We start from the raw sequence: 17,219 nt of genomic DNA on the forward strand, positions 1-17,219 counted from the left end.
CGGTCGGCGCGACGCCGCAATGCGCCAGTCGAACGCATGGTTGGTCACGGCTAATGAGACGAGGGAGGGTGGTCGAGTGCCGAACGGTTGAACACACGACATTCTTCTTTGTCTCCATTTTCACCACCGACACATAAGTTGGGGCTATGACTAAATACGAAGAACTCCATGTCCGATACGACGATCCGTTCGATATTGAACCGATGGATACAAACTTCAAGACCGACTACGTAGGCACTGGGCGTCTCTACAAGGACGACACCGGGCAGGCCATAAGCATCTACGACCTGGCTGAACTCGACCCAAACCAGTGGATGGTCGTGGGGCTTGACCTCTCGCATGCGGGATGCCGCGACTATTCGGAGGACTCCGTTCATCTGTGGGCGGTCAACAAACTCGATGCAGAGGCCGAAGGAAGACACCCGCTGAAACCGAATTCCGACGGAAAACTTCCGGTGGTCAACATCAAATGCCACAACCTGTCGGTTGCACAGGTGCTCAGCAATTTCGTGGACGCGGAGATGTGATTCCGCCTAAAGGCGGTAGCGGACATGCCGTTCCACCGCACCGGATTTGCCGACCGTCCAAACATGGATGACGGCGACGCTCGTCCAGATTCAGAGCCCTCATTTTGAGTCGAATGGGCGGGGACGCCTCAGCCTCATAGGAAAAGCCGGACCGAAGAATTAACTCCGATCCGGCTATTCATTTGCCCGCTCTTAGAGTGTCGGCATCCGCTCCGTCACCGAACCGGCAACCAAGTCGGCCCACGAGTCGGAAGACGCAATGTCGTCCTCGTAAGCAATGAGGTAGCCCCAGGTCTGGTCCTCATACTCCGGCATGCCCACGAGCTGGCGCACCACGCGCTCGGCGGCCGCTCGCTTGGCCTGGACACGCTCGTCGTCGCGGCCGCGGTTCTCTTTAGCCTCGACGATCCAGTGGGTGCCGTCCTTGTCGAAGACAACAAAGTCGGGAACGTAGGAGTTGTGCGGAGTGTAGGCCACCCGCGCGCCTTCATGGGCGTAGATCCGCTTCCACCACACCACGTTCGGGTCGAGGTCGAGCAAAGCCGCCAGGCGGTACTCGCCAGTAAACGAGTCGAAGCGTGCGGCCTCAAAAAGTCCCTTCTTCCAGGTGCCGTAGTATTCCGCGGTGCTAAAACCTGCCTTGCCCGCGCTCTTTTCCTGCCGGTCGAGCAGGTCGAGGACCTTCTTGTCGAGGTCCAAGGCAAACGAGTCGTCAATCGGGAGGGTAACCGGGTGGATCGACACCGTCGTCCCCGTCTGGGCGTTCGCCTTCCTGGACTCCTCGATAACAAGTTCGCGCAGGTGTCGGGCCGCAGACTCCTTGGCCTTCTCCGTCCACTGTTCGATCTTCGTCGCCTCCATAAACGTTGGCACGATGCGGCGCTTGAGTTGGCTCGTGTTCTCTGCCGTAGCGGCAACCGCACCGGAACCCATAACGCGGCGAATGAGTTCCGCGGCGACTTGGGAAGGAGTCTGTTTGAAACTCGGCACTGCGGAGCGGTCATCGTTGTCGAGTTCGATTTTGTTGCCCTCGTCTGCCACGCCGATCTTCGTGCGAGCCAGGTACTCGTCGGTGTCGGTGACCTTGTCCGCCCGCTCCACAATGACGGAGTTCGGGATGTCAACCAGCTCGAACTGCTTCTTCGTCTTCGTCATAGCCGACGACGGGAAGTCGAAGGTGGTGCCAGCGAACCTCTCGTTGACGTGAACAACGACCGGCGTGAAAATCTCAACGCCCTTCGCAACGTCGTCTTCGTCGGTGAGCGCTCGCGTGCCGACGGTGCGGTCAACTGGGGTGTCAGAACCGGCACCACGGGTGCGAGAGGCCTCGCCAGGTTGCACCGTTGTGCCTTTCTCGCCGGTATCGGTAGAGGTGTCGCCCGTAGCACCCGTGCCAGTACCAGTGCCCACCTGTGGCGGGTTAGTTGTGCCAGGCGGGGTGATGATCTCTTTGTCGTCATCCTCTCGCACCGCGTCTTCAATACCGAACTGCTTGAGCACGTTCTCACTTTCCAGCAGTTTGACGAAGGATTCGTGCGACAAAATGTCCAGCTCGTCAATAGCCGGCACCTTAGTCAGTGCCCCGAACGGCAGGCGAAGGCCTCGGCCCATGACCTGCTGGGTGAGCACCTCGGAGCCCATTGTGCGCAGCGTACACATCACGGCGATGCGCTTTGTGTCCCAACCTTCGCGCAGCTTGTTGACCGAGACGATCACCCGAACCGGGGAATTGTCCGTGTCGAGGTAGCGCAAGAACGACTGGGTGGTGTTGTCGTTGTGCTCGTTGTCCACCTGGAGCACCGCAAGCGGATCTCCAACGAAGCCTGGTCCGCGAAGCCTATCGGCAACCTCGGTGGCGTGAGGCACGCCGGAGCAGACCACGAACAGCAACGGCTTGGTCTGTTTTCCGTTCGGGTGTGCGGCCCTGTAGTTCGCGTACGCCTCCTCCTTGATAGCCAACAGTGACAATGCGTCTTGGAGCTGGCGGTCTTCCGAGTCGTAGCCCGACTCGCGGTAGACCAGCACCGGTTGCTTGACGTAGCCGTCCTGGATAGCCCGCCACAGCGGGTAGCGGTAGACAACGTCGTCTCCCTTGTCCGGCGAGGCCGTCAGCCCCACAGTTACGGCGGGTTTCAGCGAAGTCAGCGATTTCCGGAATGTCTTCGCGGTGGAGCCGAACAGGTGCGACTCGTCGGCAATGATGACCAAGTCTTCCGTGTCGATCAACCGTTGCGCCAGCGCGCCGGAGTCCTCCTGGAACTTCCACGTCTTGCGGCGCGCCGCTTCGTCTCCCGTTGCGACGTTCTTGCCGCCCTCCTTGGGCGGGAAAAGCTGCTGAACATTGAAAACGTACAGCGTAGAGGCACCTTCGCCCACAAACAGGTCAGATGCGACGCTATCGACTCGAAGGTTCGACACGTCACCCGGAGTGACCAGCCGAGGCGGAACGTCGAAGCCACCGATGTAGCGGTGCGAGCCTTCGGTGAAGTCGAGAACGGTCTTGTCCTGCACGACCTTCGTTGGCGTGACCACCATGACGTTGGGGTGTCCCTGGCGGCGCAGGTACTCAATAAACGCGGCCATAACGTACGTCTTGCCAGCCCCCGTTGCGAGGTTGAGCACCAGCGGTTCTAAAGCGTCGTAGTCACCCTTTTCGATTCGCTTCACCAATTCGGCAAGCGCTTCGGCGTTCGGTGCGCGGAGAGTGAACTTGTTCGAGAGTTCTGCAACCAGATTCTCGTCGTAGGAGAGGTTCAATTTCTGTGCCATGGTTACTTCTCCTCCTCGTGGGCGTCGGAATACGGGAAGACTTCAAGCGGAACGTGGACTACTCGCGAGCCGTTCTTGAACGAGCGGACATGTTCTCGGGCGAAGTCATCGACCACGGTCGCAGCGAACAGGACGGAGTGGCCTTCCGTGAGGTGAGCCATGACTTCGTCAATCTTCTCCTCGTCCAAAACGCCCTCGACTACAACGAGGTGCTCGCGGCCGCGCTTGCCGTCGAAGTGCAAGTCGTTCGGGGTGAGCGCAAAGCGAAGTTGTGCAGCCACAGAGCGCACGAGTAGGTCGCCGGTGGCGTGCTCGGTCAGGGTGGTCAAAGCCACCTCCGGGTCGTAGTCGAAGCATGCCGGCTCAAGGTGGGCAACCTGGAAGCCTCCGCCGCCTAGCCAATTGACGACGCCCTTGACCGGCTTGGTCTTGGTCATGGCCTTGAGTTGCTTGACCGCGGGGTTCTTCTTGAGCTCGTCGGAGTTCTTGATGGTCTTATTCAGCAGCGAGGTGAACTTCTGCGCTTCCTCCGGGGTAAGACCCTCTGGTAAACCGTCCTCGGTGGCGTCGGCGCGCTCTTCCTTCTGGAGCGTGATACCGCCCTGGTCCTCGCCGCCTACGACCTTCTCCAGGCGCGGGCGAGTAAAGCGGTTGAACGTGTCCTCCACAAGTTCACACGTCACCCAACGGCGACCCATTTTCTGGGCGACGGCGGCGGTGGTTCCTGAACCGGCGAACACGTCGAGGACGACGTCTCCGGGGTTCGTGGCGATGTGGATGATGCGTTCGAGGAGGCGCTCGGGTTTGGGAGTGTCAAACGCCTTTATCCCGGGAAAAATAGTCTGCAATTCACGCTTCGCCGTGTCGTTAAATCCCACGTCATCCCAAATGGTTCGCGGAGTAGATCCAAAGTCCTCCGGCACTCGTCCCTTAACTCGGATTCCACCGTAGCCACCCTTGGTGAAGAATACGTCGGGCCAGCATCCCTCCTTGTGGCGATCAAGAGCTTGGTTTACGACTTCTTCAGACCAGCTAGGAATAACAAGCGGACGAACATCTGTCCGTAGCTCGATGGACGGCCCTTCCACACGAGCTCGTTCCGTGAGTTCCTCGTCCGTGACTTCTCCCAACTCGTAGGGAGCCCATTCGCGAAGGCTATTCAGCATCTTCTCCTGAGAATACCTCCAGTTTGAGTTGCTCGGCGGGTACATCATCTCACCAGTAACAGGGTGTTGAATGCCGTAAACGCTTGGGTGCTGACGCCGCGATACAGAGTGGGCTGCGGCACTGCCGATGGACTGCCAGAGGTTTGGGTCACCGTCGTCCTGGCGGTATCTGCCGAGCATCTCGGAGGTCGCTTCGAGTTTGTTCAAATCAAATTCGGTGCGGTCCTTTGCGTAAACCGTGATGAAGTCGCTATCCGACGAGAAGTCGCCAGAATTATTGCGGACCTGAGCACCCTTCTTCCAAATGATTTCGGCCAGGAAATTCCCCGCCCCAAACACCTCATCAAGCAGCACCCTCATTCTGTGGTTCTCCACGTCATCAAGGTGAACCCAAATCGAGCCGTCCTCGCTGAGCAAATCCCGCATGTGCAACAACCGGTCTCGCATCATGGTGAGCCAGACGGAGTGCTCCAGGTTGTCTTCGTAATTGGCGAACGTCTGCGCGGTGTTAAACGGTGGGTCAATGTAGATGCACTTGACCTTGCCGACGTATTTCTCGGACCACTCGGGTACGCGGGTGAGTGCTTCGAGCACGTCGCCAGACTCGCCCAGAATAAGCAGGTTATCTTCTTGCGGCTCCAGGTCAGCTCGCTCGGAGTAGGTGGTGCCGACCTTCTTCTCCGCCCTCGTCCCGGTCACCGTCTCGTCAACCGTGAGGACCCTCGTTTCGCAATAACGCGGGTCGCGTGGGTCTACCCAGGTGTAGCCGTAGCGGCCTTGCTCGGTGGGAATGAGTGCCTTGTCCTTATTCGTCCAGGTCAGCTCAAGGCGTTGTTGTCTGCCCAACTGTGTCTCCTTCGCGCTAGTCGGGTGTATTTTCGTCGCCTACCAGAGTAGCCGGAGGTACGACACTGGCCCGACAAAACGGCCTATACGGCGAACCTCTTTTCGACACCGAAAAGTTCGTGCCACCGTCACATAAGTGAACCTGCATAATTCCCTCGGAATAGGTCAATCAAATACCACCGGACGGGGGGAATCCGCGAATGCTAACATGCACACTTTCACCGTTCCTGTCGACGTCGCTACGACCTCCCCTGTCGACACATCGAATCGGATCGACTTGCGCCTGCTAGGGGGTGTGCTTTTGCGAGTGTGCGAGCGTTTTAGCCGTGCGAAACAACGAAACTTTCGCCAGCATATACCCGCAAGGCTTACGGGTAGTCGTACCTGCCCTTGGACTTCAAACCCCTGCGCGGCGGAGCTTTCTGGTACGGCCACATCGGCATGTGGACCGCGGCCTCGACGGCGGCAACAGTGTCGGCGACGGCCACACGTCACCTGTGATCCAGCGCGAGAGTGAACTGCCCCCAAGGCTTCTTGCCCGAAGGTCTGCCAGCACCGCACCGTGACGCTGAAGAACACCGCCGAGGGCGGCGCGAAGTTCCTTCAGCACGGTCCGGCATTTATGACTGTGGAGTGGCGCAAGGAGTACGGCCGCCGCAACACCATTGAGCCCCGCAGCGCCATGCTCAAGAACGGCTCCTACCAAGGGCGCTGGCGACGTGACCATACGCCTTATGCGTGGCTGGGCAGCGCGAATGTTGTGCATGGCCATGGCCGCGGTGGGCGTGAACCTTGCCATGCTCGACGCGGCTGCGTGGTCACGCCCGCACACGAGCCAGAAGCCGACTCCGCCACCGCCGCGGGGCGGCCGCAAGCTCAGCTCGAACGACATGGAGCAATGGAAGTTGGGCGACAACGCGCCACCGAAGGCGGCATAACAACCGCAGGCCACCGGCTGAACCTTGAGTTTTCGAGGACCTCACGCCGAGTGGCCTACAGGTCGTGCAGAGACACCAGTTTCAACACAAAAAACCGGCCGGCAAAGCCTTTTTCAGGCTTAAAACCGGCCGGTTTTCGCGTTGCGGGAGATAGGTTCTCCAAAAGTTACCGAATTTTGAAAACCCGGGTTAACCTGGAAGGAGTTTCCTGAATTGAACGGAAAAGTTAACCGAAAGCCCCTTGTTGGGCAGTGCCCCAGAGTGGATTCGAACCACCGACACCGGCTTTAGGAGAGCCGTGCTCTATCCCCTGAGCTACTGGGGCCTAGGAAGCTAGGTTACCCGAGGGCGCGCGAGGCGCGGAAATCGGCTAGCGTTGGCGGTATGGAACACCAAGGCAGTGAGGTTGGCGGCGCGCCGCGGCGGGCGGACGCGGAATTCGTGGATGTCCAGCGCCGGGAGATTTTCACCCAGATCATCCAGCGCGATGGGGTGGAGGTCCTCGCCGTGGACAAGGCCATGCCGGGCGGGGAGCGCAAGCGCGTGCTGCTGCTCAACAAGTATGATGCGCAGCGCCTGCGCGCGGTGCTAGAGACCTACCTCAACACCATCTACAGCAAGGAGCTGGCCGGGATGGCCGGGACCTTGTCCCCGGCAGATATGGTGGAGCTCTTCGGGGAAGAAGAGGACGTAGAGGACTAGGCGATGAAGACTAGGCTTCCTCGCCGGTCAGCTCGCGCAGCTTGGCGCGCACGGCAGAGGCCTCCGGGTTGGTCTCGTGGGTGCCGTCGGAGTAGAGGACGGTGGGTACGATCCTGTCGCCGTCGTTGACGGACTTGATCCACTCGTTGATGTCCTCGGTGCCCTCGGCCTCCGCGTCGACCAGGGTGTAGGGGGTCTCCGTGCGGTCGAGGCGCTTAATCAGGCGGGCGGAAAACGGGCACCAGTCCGCGTAGAAGATGGTGACGTGATCGTTGGTTTCCGGGGTCTTAACGCTCATACTAAGCAGCGTCCTTTCGTTCGTAGGTTAAAAAGCGGTACTTCATAGGAAGATCGCTGGGCGGGGCGCCCGGGATGGTCAGCCGGCCCTTGTCGGAGGTGAGCCAGTCGCTGTCGCGGCTGAGCCCGAAGTGGGCAGGCACCGCGGGGGCAAAGACCGCCTCGTCGCCGTAGATACTACCGATGTTAACGCCCATCAAGGTGATTTCGATGACGTCGACGTCGTCGATCGTGGCGGCGTACAGCTGCCCACCGCCCATCACCCAGGCGGAGTCGAGCTCCGGCAGCTTATCAATGCCGGCCAGTACCTCACCGCCGGCGGACCACTCGCCGGGCGCGCGGGAGGAGATGATGAAATTCTCCCGGCCCGGCAGGGGGCGGAACTTCGGGTTCAGCGACTCCCAGGTCTTGCGGCCCATGACCACCGGGCTGCCCAGGGTGGTCTGCTTGAAATGCGCCAGGTCCTCCGGCACGTGCCACGGCATGTCCGTGCCGTCGCCGATGATGCCGTCCAGGGACTGCGCCCAGATGGAGCCCAAGCTTGTCATCTAGACCGCCACCGGGGCCTTGATGGTCGGGTGCGGGTCGTAGCCGATGACCTCGAAGTCGTCGAAGTCGTAGTCGAACATAGACGCCGCCTTGTGCAGCTTGAGCTGCGGGTAGTCCCGGGGAGTGCGCGAGAGCTGCTCTTCGACCTGGGCGCGGTGGTTGTCGTAGATGTGGCAATCCCCGCCGGTCCAGACCAGCTCGCCGACATCGAGGCCGGCCTGCTGGGCGAACATGTGGGTCAGGGCGGCGTAGGAGGCCAGGTTGAACGGCACGCCCAGGAACATATCGGCGGAGCGCTGGTAGACCTGCAGCGAGAGCTTGCCATCAGCCACGTAGAGCTGGAAGAGCAGGTGGCAGGGCATCAGCGCCATCTTGTCGAGCTCCGCGACGTTCCAGGCGGAGACCAGGTTACGGCGCGAATCCGGGTTGGACTTGAGTGTTTCCAGCGCCTGCGAGATCTGGTCGATGTGGCCCCCGTCCGGGGTGGGCCAGGAGCGCCACTGAACGCCATAGACCGGGCCCAGATCGCCGTTGTCGTCCGCCCATTCGTTCCAGATGCGCACGCGGTTGTCCTGCAGCCACTTGACGTTGGAGTCGCCGCGCAGGAACCACAGCAGCTCACCGATGACCCCGTGGAAATAGACTTTCTTGGTGGTCAGCAGGGGGAAGGACTCGGATAAGTCGTAGCGCAGCTGCCGGCCGAATAACGAGGTTGTGCCCGTGCCGGTGCGGTCGCCCTTGGGGGAGCCGTGGTCGAGGATATCGCGAAGCAGGTCTTCGTACGGGGTGTATGCCATAGCGCTAGTTTAGAACCCTCCGTATTCTTTGGCGTAGTCCGCCGCGTGGGCCAGGATATTGTCGGCCAGCTCCGGGCGGCAGACCAGCAGGTCCGGGATGAAGGTGTCCTCGTTGTTGAAGGTGATCGGGCTGCCGTCCAGGCGGGAGGCGTGCAGGCCGGCGGCCAGCGCCACGCCCACCGGGGCGGCCTGGTCCCACTCGTACTGCCCGCCGGAGTGGATATAGCCGTCGTAGTCGCCCAGCAGCACGTGCATGGCCTTGGCGCCGGCCGAGCCCACGCCGACGGTCTCAAATCCCATCTTCTCCGAGATATAGTCCGCCACCTTCGGCGGGCGGTTGCGCGAGACCACGAATTTGTGGGACAGCGGGCCGGTGACCGCGCGGACGTCGGAGGACTTGAACGTCACGCCCAGGTCCGGCAGGCCCACCGCGGCGTGCGCGGGGCGGCCATCGATGGTCAGGGCGATGTGCACGGCCCAGTCCTGGCGGCCCGTGGCGAATTCCTTCGTGCCGTCGAGCGGATCGACCACCCAGACGCGGTTCTTAGAGAGGCGATCCGGGTTGTCGGTGGCCTCCTCCGACAAGAATCCGTCGTCGGGGCGGTGCTGGGCCAGCACCCGGGAGATCCACTCCTGGGCGAGCTCGTCCCCGGCGTCGCCTAAGGCGCGGCTGCGCAGCAGGCCTCCCTTGCGGACCCCTTTCAGGATCTCGCCGCAGCCTTCGGCGATCATGTTGGTCAAGCGGGCATCATCTAGCTGGACGGTCATACCCGTAGAGTCTAGCCGCCGCGTTAAAGTAAGGCATGGCCGAAAACATCCTGTCGCGCTTCAGCCCGCCCGTGCGGGACTGGTTTACCGAGGTCTTCGCGCAGCCCACCGAGGTACAGCAGGAGGCATGGTCGGCTATTTCACAGGGCGACCACGCGCTGGTCGTCGCGCCGACCGGCTCCGGCAAGACCCTGGCGGCGTTCCTCTGGGCGCTCAACGGCCTAGTCGAGCGCGACGGCCAGACCAGCCTGCCCATCGGGCAGGAGGCCAGCCGCACCTCCACCCATGGCGGGGTGAAAGTGCTCTATATTTCCCCACTCAAGGCCCTCGGCGTGGACGTGGAGCACAACCTGCGCGCGCCCCTGGCCGGCATCGCCCGCGTGGCCGAGCGGCTAGGCTTAGACCACCCGGACATCTCCGTGGGCGTGCGCTCCGGGGACACCCCGCAGGCCGAGCGCAACCGCCAGGTTCGCCGCCCGCCGGACATCCTTATCACCACGCCCGAGTCGGCCTACCTCATGCTGACCTCCAAGGCCGCGGGCATCTTGAGCTCGGTTGAGACCGTCGTGGTGGATGAGGTCCACGCCCTGGCCGGCTCCAAGCGCGGCGTGCACCTAGCGCTGAGCCTGGAGCGGTTGGCGCTGCTGGCCGGGGACTTCCAGCGCATCGGGTTGTCCGCCACTGTGCGCCCGCTGGAGACGGTGGCACATTTTTTGGGCGGGTCCCGCCCCGTCGACATCATCGCCACGCCGGCCAGCAAGCGCTGGGACCTGGCCGTGCGCTGCCCGGTAGACGACATGGCGGACCTGCCCACCCCGGAGCAGGGCTCGCCCATCGGGGAGCTGACGGTGGATGATTCCATTGGCATTACCAGCGGGGACGACCTGCTGGAAGAATCCGCGCTGCCGACAGCGAAGTCCATCTGGCCCTTTATCGAGCAGGACGTCTACGCCGAGGTCATGGCGCACCGCTCGACCCTGGTCTTCGTCAACTCGCGCCGCACCGCGGAGCGGATGACCAGCCGGCTCAACGAGCTCTACGCGCAGGAACACGACCCGGAATCTTTGTCCGCGCCCACGCGCCGGGACCCGGCGCAGCTGATGAAGCAGGTCGACGTCGCGGGCAAGGCCCCGGCCGTTATCGCCCGCGCCCACCACGGCTCCGTGTCTAAGGACGAGCGCGCTATGACTGAGACCATGCTCAAGGAGGGCACGCTCAAGGCGGTGGTGGCGACCAGCTCGCTGGAACTCGGCATCGACATGGGCGCGGTCGACCTGGTCATCCAGGTCGAATCCCCGCCGTCGGTGGCCTCCGGCCTGCAGCGCGTCGGCCGCGCCGGGCACACTGTGGGCGCGGTGTCCACCGGCTCGTTCTACCCGAAGCACCGTGCCGACCTGGTCCAGGCCAGCCTGACCACTAAGCGCATGCGCGAAGGCCTCATCGAGCGTCTGCACACCCCGTCCAACCCCCTGGACGTGCTCGCGCAGCAGACTGTGGCCGCTGTCGCCGCCGCCCCGGACGGGCTGGGGGTGGAGGACTGGTACGACACGGTCCGGCGGGCCTGGCCCTACCGGGACCTGCCGCGTGAGGTATTCGACGCCGTGCTCGATCTAGTCAGCGGCGTTTACCCTTCGACGGATTTCTCGGAACTCAAACCCCGGGTGGTCTACGACCGCGTCGGCGGCGTGCTCACCCCGCGCCCGGGCGCGCAGCGCGTGGCGGTGACCAATGCCGGCACCATCCCGGACCGCGGCATGTTCGGCGTCTTTTTGGTCTCCGGCGCCGAAAACCAGGCCCCGCGCAGGGTGGGCGAGCTCGACGAGGAGATGGTCTACGAGTCCCGCGTGGGCGACATCATCACCCTGGGTGCTAGCTCCTGGCGGATCGAGGACATCACCCGCGACCAGGTGCGCGTTAGCCCCGCGCCGGGGCACACCGGGCGGTTGCCCTTCTGGAACGGAGACGCCGCCGGCCGCCCCTACGAACTCGGCCGGGCGCTGGGCGCCTGGCGCCGGGACGTCCACCAGGACCCGGGAATCCTCGCCGACGTCGACGTCCGCGCGCGGGACAACATCGTTTCCTACCTGGGTGAGCAGTACGAGGCCACCGGGCTCATCCCGGATGATACGACCCTGCTGCTCGAGCGTTTCCGCGACGAGCTAGGCGACTGGCGCGTGCTGTTGCACACCCCGTTCGGCCGCGGGGTCAACGCCGCCTGGGCGCTGGCGGTCGGCGCCCGCGTGGCGGAGAACACCGGCATGGACGCCCAAGCCGTGGCCGGCGACGACGGCATCGTCCTGCGCCTGCCGGAGGCCGACCGAGAACCGGACGCCAGCCTGTTTAACTTTGACGCCGACGACATCACCGACATCGTCACCGAGCAGGTCGGCGGCTCCGCGCTCTTTGCCTCCCGCTTCCGCGAGTGCGCCGCCCGCGCGTTGCTTCTGCCGCGCCGCAACCCCGGCAAGCGCGCCCCGCTGTGGCAGCAGCGCCAGCGCGCCGAGCAGCTGCTGGACGTGGCCCGGAAGTACCCGTCTTTCCCCATCATCCTGGAGACCGTGCGCGAATGTCTCCAGGACGTCTACGACCTGCCCGCCCTGCAGGAGGTCATGCGCGAGCTGGGCCACCGGCGCATCCGGATCGCAGAAGTCACCACGGACAGCCCCTCGCCGTTCGCCTCGACGCTTCTGTTCAACTACACCGGCGCCTTTATGTACGAGGGCGACTCGCCGCTGGCGGAAAAGCGCGCCGCGGCGCTGGCCCTGGACCCGTCCCTGCTGGCCAAGCTTTTGGGCACGGTGGAGCTGCGCGAGCTGCTGGATGCCGACATCATCGCCGAAGTCCACGCCCAGCTCCAGCGCACCGCCCCCGACCGCCGGGCCCGAACCGCCGAGGAGGTGGCAGACTTGCTGCGCACCCTGGGCCCGGTGGCCATCGAGGATCTGCCGGAGCGCACGGACGTTCCGTTAAGCTCTATCGATGCCGCCCTGGCCGGCCGCGTGATGCGCGTGCGCATCGCCGGGACCGAGCACCTGGCGCAGGTCAATGACGCCGCCCTGCTGCGCGACGGCCTGGGTATCCCGGTCCCGCCCGGGGTGCCGGCACAGGTGGACACGGTCACCGACGCGCTGCCGCAGCTGCTCAGCCGCTGGGCGCGCACCCGCGGGCCGTTCCTGATCAGCGAGGCCGCGGCCGCCTTCGGGCTGTCGGTCTCTGCGGCCTACGGGGTCATCACCGGCCTGGACAAGGTGGTTGAGGGCCACTACCGCGCCGGGGTGGAGGAGACCGAGTACTGCGCGGCCGAGGTCCTCAAGGTAATCCGCAGCCGTTCCCTGGCCGCCGCCCGCGCGGCGACCGAGCCGGTTAGCGCCACCGCCTTCGCCCGCTTCCTGCCCGTCTGGCAGCAGGTCGCCCCGGCCGGCACTCGCCCGGCGCTGCGCGGGGCCGACGGGGTCCTGGCGGTCATCGAACAGATCGCCGGGGCCAAGGCCCCGGCCTCGGCCTGGGAGAACCTCATCCTGCCGGCCCGGGTGGGGGATTATTCGCCCGCCCACCTGGACGAGCTCACGCTGTCCGGCGAGGTCCTCATCGTCGGCGCGGGCAAGGCTGGCTCGGCCGATCCTTGGATCATGCTCCTGCCGGCGGACTACGCCGCCCAGCTGCTGCCGCAGAACGAGCCGGAAGGCTATTCCATCCTGGAGCGTGCGCTCCTGGAACACCTGGGCACGGGCGGGGCCTTCCACTTCGGGGAACTGGCCGCCGACGCGCCGGGCACCGAGGAGGAGGTCCGCCAGGCGCTGTGGCAGCTGGTGGAGGCCGGCGCGGTCTCCCCGGATTCCTTCGCCCCGGTGCGCGCCCGCCTGGCCGGCAAGACCGGCGGCAAGGCAGCCCACCGCGCCAGGCGCCGGCCGAACCGCTCGCGTCTGCGAATGGGGAGGACGTCCTTTGCACAAGCGCAGCGGGTGAGCACCCCGCCGGACGTGGGCGGGCGTTGGGCGCTCACCCCGCCGGCCGCGCAGGATCCGACGGCGCGCTCGGTCGCGCACGGCGAAGCCTGGCTGGACCGTTACGGCGTGGTCACCCGCGGCAGCGTCGTGGCCGAGGACGTCCTGGGCGGTTTCGCCCTAGCCTACAAGGTCCTGTCCGGCTTCGAGGAATCCGGCAAGGCCATGCGCGGCTACGTCATTGAGGGCCTCGGCGCGGCGCAGTTTTCCGTGCCCGCGGTCATCGACCGCCTGCGCGGGGAGCAGGACAGTCCCGATGTCACCGGCTGGCCGTCTGGCCACGAGCCGGACACCGTAGTGCTCGCCGCCTGCGACCCGGCCAACCCCTATGGCGCGGCCCTGGCCTGGCCGGAGACCCCCGGCAAGCCCAACCGCGCCGCTGGCGCCCTCGTGACGCTGGTCGACGGGCTGCCCATCGTGCACCTAAGCCGCGGCGGCAAGTCCCTGACCACCTTCCCACACGTGCTGCCGGAAGGCGTCGACCCGGCCGAGGCATTGCAGCGGGCGTTAGGCGGGCTGCGCGAACTCATCGCCGCTGGCCGCCTCCAGCCCTTGATCGTCGAAAAGGTCAACGGCGTGGCCGCCTTCCAGGCCCCAGAGGCCGAGGCGCTGCGTGCCGCCAGCGCGGGTCTGAGCCCCCGCGGCCTGCGGATCGCCGCCACCGCCGCCGCGCCCCGCACCAGTGCGCCCCGCGGCAGCCGCCGGGCCCAGCAAAGCCCCGGGTCGGGATCCGTGCCGTCGCGGAAGGGCCGGCGGGTAACCGACGTGATCGCCAGCTTCGACGACGACGCGGTCGAGGCAGACAATGGGGAAGAGGATTACTAACTTAAGGAGGCGAGATGCCCGAAGGTGATTCCGTCCTGCAGCTATCCAGCCGCTTGCAGTTCATGCGCGGCCGGCAGGTCACACGCAGCTCCCTGCGGGTGCCGAGGTATGCCACCGTGCGCTTTGACGGGGAGATCTGCGAGCGCGTGTGGCCCTACGGCAAGCACCTGTTCATGCAGTTTGGGCAGCGCCTGCTGCACACGCACCTGAAGATGGAGGGGCAATGGGCCATCCATTATGTGGGGCAGCGTTGGCGCAAGCCGGGCCACAGCGCGCGGGTGGTCCTGCAGCTGGCGCACCAACCGCGCGATATCGAGCTGGTCGGCCACTGGCTGGGCCTGGTCGAGGTGATGGCCGCTGATGACTACGCCGGCTGGGTCGCCGGCCTGGGCCCGGACATCTTGGACCCGAATTGGGAGGGGGCCGGCGGGCGCGACGAGGCGCTGCGCCGGCTGGTGGCCCGCCCGGAGCGGTCAATCGGGACCGCGCTGCTGGACCAGTCCAACGTGGCGGGCATCGGCAACGAATACCGCGCCGAAATCTGCTTCCTGGCGGGGCTCCACCCGGGCACGCCCGTGGGGCGGGTGGACCTGGACGCCGTCATCGATATTGCCCGGCGAATCATGTGGGCCAACCGCGAAAGCCCCATCCGCGTGACCACCGGCGTGCGCCAGGCGGGCGAGACCTCTTACGTCTTCGGCCGCAATCGGGCACGCTGCCGGCGGTGCGGCACCCGCATCGAGAAAGGATTCCTGGGCGGGCCGGACCAGGGTGGCGACGAGGGGGAACTGGAGCGGGTCATCTGGTTCTGCCCGCACTGTCAGCCGAACTACTAGGGCAAGCGGGGCGTGGCTAGGGGCCGACGCGGCGGCCGTGAGCGCGCTAGGATCGCGGGTATGCGTTTGCTACTCAATATCATCTGGTTCTTGTTCGGCGGCCTGTGGCTCGCACTGGCCTATTTCATATTCGGCGTTCTGGCCTGCATCTTCATCATCACCATCCCGGCTGGCGTGGCCAGCTTTCGCATGGCGGCCTACGCCATTTGGCCGTTCGGCCGGGCCGTGGTCCAGCCGGTGGGCGGGTCCAGCGGCATGTCGACGTTTTCCAACGTCGTCTGGTTTATCGTCGCCGGCGTGTGGCTGGCGCTGAGCCACCTGACCACGGCCGCGGCCCAGGCGATCACCATCATCGGTATCCCGCTGGCTATCGCCAACCTCAAGCTCATCCCGATCACCTGCTTCCCGTTCGGCAAGCAGATCGTGCCGAACGACCGCATCCCCGCCGGCTTCGAGCCGATGATCCGGATGTAGCTAGTGGGCTAGCCCCGGTGGGCGCGGTACCACTGAATGAGCGCGTCGGTGGACGCGTCGCCCGAAGCGGTGGTGTCCTCGCCGCGCACGGCGGCGGCCAGGTCGTTGGCCTGCTGCTTGCCGAGCTCCACGCCCCACTGGTCGAAGGAATTCAGCCCCAGGATGACGCCCTGGGTAAAAACGATGTGCTCGTAGAGCGCGATGAGCGCGCCGAGCGCCTGCGGGGTGAGCTTCTCGGCCAGGATGGTGGTGCTCGGTCGGTTGCCGGGCATGACCTTGTGGGGGATAAGCGCGGCATCGACGCCCTCCGCGGCGAGCTCCTCGGCGGTCTTGCCGAAGGCGAGCACCTTGGTCTGGGCGAAGAAATTGCTCATCAGCAGATCGTGCATGGAGCCGGTGCCGTCAGCCGTCGGGAAATCCCGGTGCGGCTGGGCGAAGCCGATGAAGTCCGCCGGGACCAGGTGGGTGCCCTGGTGGAGCAGCTGGAAGAAGGCGTGCTGGCCGTTGGTGCCCGGCTCGCCCCAGTAAATCTCAGAGGTCGCCGTGTCCACCGCTGAGCCGTCGCGGCGCACCGACTTACCGTTGGATTCCATGGTTAGCTGCTGCAGGTAGGCCGGGAAGCGGGAGAGATCCTCCGAATAGGGCAGCACCGCGTGGGATTCGGCCCCTAGGAAGTTGGTGTACCAGATGCCCAGCAGCGCCATCAACACCGGGACGTTGGTGCTCAACGGTGCCTCGGCGAAGTGCTCGTCCATGGCCCGGAAGCCTTCCACAAAGCGCATGAAGTCCAGCGGCCCGATGGTGCACATCAACGACAGCCCGATGGCCGAGTCCACGGAGTAGCGGCCGCCGACCCATTCCCAAAAGCCGAACATGTTCTCCGTGTCGATGCCGAACTCGGCGACCTTCTCCGCGTTGGTGGACACCGCCACGAAGTGCTTGCGGATAGCCGACTCGTCGCCGTCGAACTGCTCCAGCAGCCAGCGCCGTGCCGCGTGGGCATTAGCCAGGGTCTCCTGGGTGGTAAACGTCTTCGAGGCGATGATGAACAGCGTCGACTCCGGGTCGAGGCGGTCCAGGACCGCGTCTAGGTCGGCCGGGTCGACGTTGGAGACGAACTCCGCGCTAATCCCGGCTACCTCGTAAGAGCGCAGTGCGCGGGCCGCCATGGCCGGGCCCAGGTCTGAGCCGCCGATGCCGATGTTGACGACCTTCTTGATGGTGTGGCCGGTGTGCCCCAGCCACTTGCCGGAGCGCAGCGCGGTGGCGAAATCGCGCATCCGGCCCAGGACCTCGTGGACATCGGCGGCAATGTCCTGGCCGTCGACCGTGAGGTCTTCTTCGGCCGGCAGGCGCAGCGCGGTGTGCAACACCGCGCGGTCCTCCGTGTTGTTGATGTGGGCGCCGGCGAACATGGCCTCGCGAACCTGCTCCACGCCGGCGGCCTCCGCCAGGGCGATGAGGGCGCCGAGGATTTCCTGGTCCACCAGGTTCTTCGACAAATCGACGTGCAGGCCCGCGGCGGCGAAGGAGAGGTTGTCCGCGCGGGATTCTTCCGCCCGGAAGATCTCGCGGAGGTTAAGGGCGGTTGCCCCGGCGGCGAGCTGCGAAAGTGCCTTCCACTCGGCAGTGCTGGTGATGGTCGAAACAGTGGCGTAGGCGGTGTTGGAATAATCCATGACGATTGGCTTCTGCGGCCTTTCTTCCGGTGTCTAAACGCT

Annotated in this window: 13 protein-coding genes and 1 tRNA gene; 6 read left to right on the plus strand and 8 right to left on the minus strand. The window is 64.8% G+C overall.

Features of this window, described 5'->3' with window-relative positions; genetic code table 11:
* Positions 1-146: 146 nt before the first annotated feature.
* Complete coding sequence (locus QQS52_RS07725) at positions 147-527, plus strand: hypothetical protein (protein WP_472773321.1); 381 nt, start codon at positions 147-149, stop codon at positions 525-527.
* Positions 528-719: 192 nt separating this feature from the next.
* Here QQS52_RS07725 and QQS52_RS07730 read toward each other — a convergent pair whose 3' ends face one another.
* Both QQS52_RS07730 and QQS52_RS07735 read right to left on the minus strand, forming a co-directional pair.
* Positions 720-3,296, minus strand: coding sequence for a DEAD/DEAH box helicase (locus tag QQS52_RS07730; protein ID WP_472773322.1), 2,577 nt, complete (start codon positions 3,294-3,296; stop codon positions 720-722).
* 2 nt (positions 3,297-3,298) lie between these two features.
* Positions 3,299-5,308, minus strand: coding sequence for a site-specific DNA-methyltransferase (locus QQS52_RS07735; RefSeq protein ID WP_472773323.1), 2,010 nt, complete (start codon positions 5,306-5,308; stop codon positions 3,299-3,301).
* Positions 5,309-5,870: 562 nt separating this feature from the next.
* Between QQS52_RS07735 and QQS52_RS07740 the strand changes: the two genes are divergently transcribed.
* Positions 5,871-6,458 (plus strand): hypothetical protein, encoded by a 588-nt coding sequence (locus QQS52_RS07740; RefSeq protein WP_472773324.1) that lies wholly within the window; start codon positions 5,871-5,873, stop codon positions 6,456-6,458.
* A gap of 40 nt (positions 6,459-6,498) precedes the next feature.
* On the opposite strand, the gene QQS52_RS07745 is transcribed toward QQS52_RS07740, so the two are convergent.
* Positions 6,499-6,571: transfer RNA gene (locus QQS52_RS07745), tRNA-Arg, on the minus strand.
* A 59-nt stretch (positions 6,572-6,630) separates the two neighbouring features.
* On the opposite strand from QQS52_RS07745, the gene QQS52_RS07750 reads away from it, so the two are divergent.
* Positions 6,631-6,948 (plus strand): cg0963 family protein, encoded by a 318-nt coding sequence (locus QQS52_RS07750; protein WP_296204496.1) that lies wholly within the window; start codon positions 6,631-6,633, stop codon positions 6,946-6,948.
* 10 nt (positions 6,949-6,958) lie between these two features.
* Here QQS52_RS07750 and QQS52_RS07755 read toward each other — a convergent pair whose 3' ends face one another.
* From QQS52_RS07755 to QQS52_RS07770, 4 genes are read right to left on the minus strand one after another with little or no spacing between them, the layout of a single operon-like run.
* Positions 6,959-7,246, minus strand: a complete 288-nt coding sequence (locus tag QQS52_RS07755; RefSeq protein WP_472773325.1) for a glutaredoxin domain-containing protein — start codon at positions 7,244-7,246, stop codon at positions 6,959-6,961.
* 1 nt (position 7,247) lies between these two features.
* The gene (locus QQS52_RS07760) at positions 7,248-7,793 is read right to left on the minus strand and encodes a dihydrofolate reductase (RefSeq protein ID WP_472773326.1); all 546 of its coding nucleotides are present in this window, start codon (positions 7,791-7,793) and stop codon (positions 7,248-7,250) included.
* The gene (locus QQS52_RS07765) at positions 7,794-8,591 is read right to left on the minus strand and encodes a thymidylate synthase (RefSeq protein ID WP_472773327.1); all 798 of its coding nucleotides are present in this window, start codon (positions 8,589-8,591) and stop codon (positions 7,794-7,796) included.
* A 9-nt stretch (positions 8,592-8,600) separates the two neighbouring features.
* Complete coding sequence (locus QQS52_RS07770; RefSeq protein ID WP_472773328.1) at positions 8,601-9,359, minus strand: 3'(2'),5'-bisphosphate nucleotidase CysQ; 759 nt, start codon at positions 9,357-9,359, stop codon at positions 8,601-8,603.
* A gap of 35 nt (positions 9,360-9,394) precedes the next feature.
* Here QQS52_RS07770 and QQS52_RS07775 point away from each other — a divergent pair, with 35 nt between their 5' ends.
* The 3 genes from QQS52_RS07775 to QQS52_RS07785 are packed head-to-tail and all read left to right on the plus strand — an operon-like array spanning position 9,395 to position 15,498.
* Complete coding sequence (locus tag QQS52_RS07775; protein ID WP_472773329.1) at positions 9,395-14,188, plus strand: ATP-dependent helicase; 4,794 nt, start codon at positions 9,395-9,397, stop codon at positions 14,186-14,188.
* A gap of 14 nt (positions 14,189-14,202) precedes the next feature.
* Positions 14,203-15,024, plus strand: a complete 822-nt coding sequence (locus tag QQS52_RS07780; protein WP_472773330.1) for a DNA-formamidopyrimidine glycosylase family protein — start codon at positions 14,203-14,205, stop codon at positions 15,022-15,024.
* Between the two features lie 60 nt (positions 15,025-15,084).
* Positions 15,085-15,498, plus strand: a complete 414-nt coding sequence (locus QQS52_RS07785; RefSeq protein WP_070767908.1) for a YccF domain-containing protein — start codon at positions 15,085-15,087, stop codon at positions 15,496-15,498.
* 8 nt (positions 15,499-15,506) lie between these two features.
* On the opposite strand, the gene pgi is transcribed toward QQS52_RS07785, so the two are convergent.
* Entirely contained in the window at positions 15,507-17,177 is a 1,671-nt protein-coding gene (gene pgi, locus QQS52_RS07790; RefSeq protein ID WP_472773331.1) for a glucose-6-phosphate isomerase, read from the minus strand.
* Between the last annotated feature and the right edge of the window lie 42 nt (positions 17,178-17,219).

This window comes from Corynebacterium sp. 1103A, assembly GCF_055700955.1.

Excerpts from the sequence above, each read along its gene's own strand:
- QQS52_RS07780 (WP_472773330.1), top strand. The coding sequence starts at position 14,203 with ATGCCCGAAGGTGATTCCGTCCTGCAGCTATCCAGCCGCTTGCAGTTC.
- QQS52_RS07760 (WP_472773326.1), bottom strand. The coding sequence starts at position 7,793 with ATGACAAGCTTGGGCTCCATCTGGGCGCAGTCCCTGGACGGCATCATC.
- QQS52_RS07750 (WP_296204496.1), top strand. The coding sequence starts at position 6,631 with ATGGAACACCAAGGCAGTGAGGTTGGCGGCGCGCCGCGGCGGGCGGAC.
- QQS52_RS07770 (WP_472773328.1), bottom strand. The coding sequence starts at position 9,359 with ATGACCGTCCAGCTAGATGATGCCCGCTTGACCAACATGATCGCCGAA.
- QQS52_RS07755 (WP_472773325.1), bottom strand. The coding sequence starts at position 7,246 with ATGAGCGTTAAGACCCCGGAAACCAACGATCACGTCACCATCTTCTAC.
- QQS52_RS07730 (WP_472773322.1), bottom strand. The coding sequence starts at position 3,296 with ATGGCACAGAAATTGAACCTCTCCTACGACGAGAATCTGGTTGCAGAA.
- QQS52_RS07785 (WP_070767908.1), top strand. The coding sequence starts at position 15,085 with ATGCGTTTGCTACTCAATATCATCTGGTTCTTGTTCGGCGGCCTGTGG.
- QQS52_RS07775 (WP_472773329.1), top strand. The coding sequence starts at position 9,395 with ATGGCCGAAAACATCCTGTCGCGCTTCAGCCCGCCCGTGCGGGACTGG.
- QQS52_RS07725 (WP_472773321.1), top strand. The coding sequence starts at position 147 with ATGACTAAATACGAAGAACTCCATGTCCGATACGACGATCCGTTCGAT.
- QQS52_RS07765 (WP_472773327.1), bottom strand. The coding sequence starts at position 8,591 with ATGGCATACACCCCGTACGAAGACCTGCTTCGCGATATCCTCGACCAC.
- pgi (WP_472773331.1), bottom strand. The coding sequence starts at position 17,177 with ATGGATTATTCCAACACCGCCTACGCCACTGTTTCGACCATCACCAGC.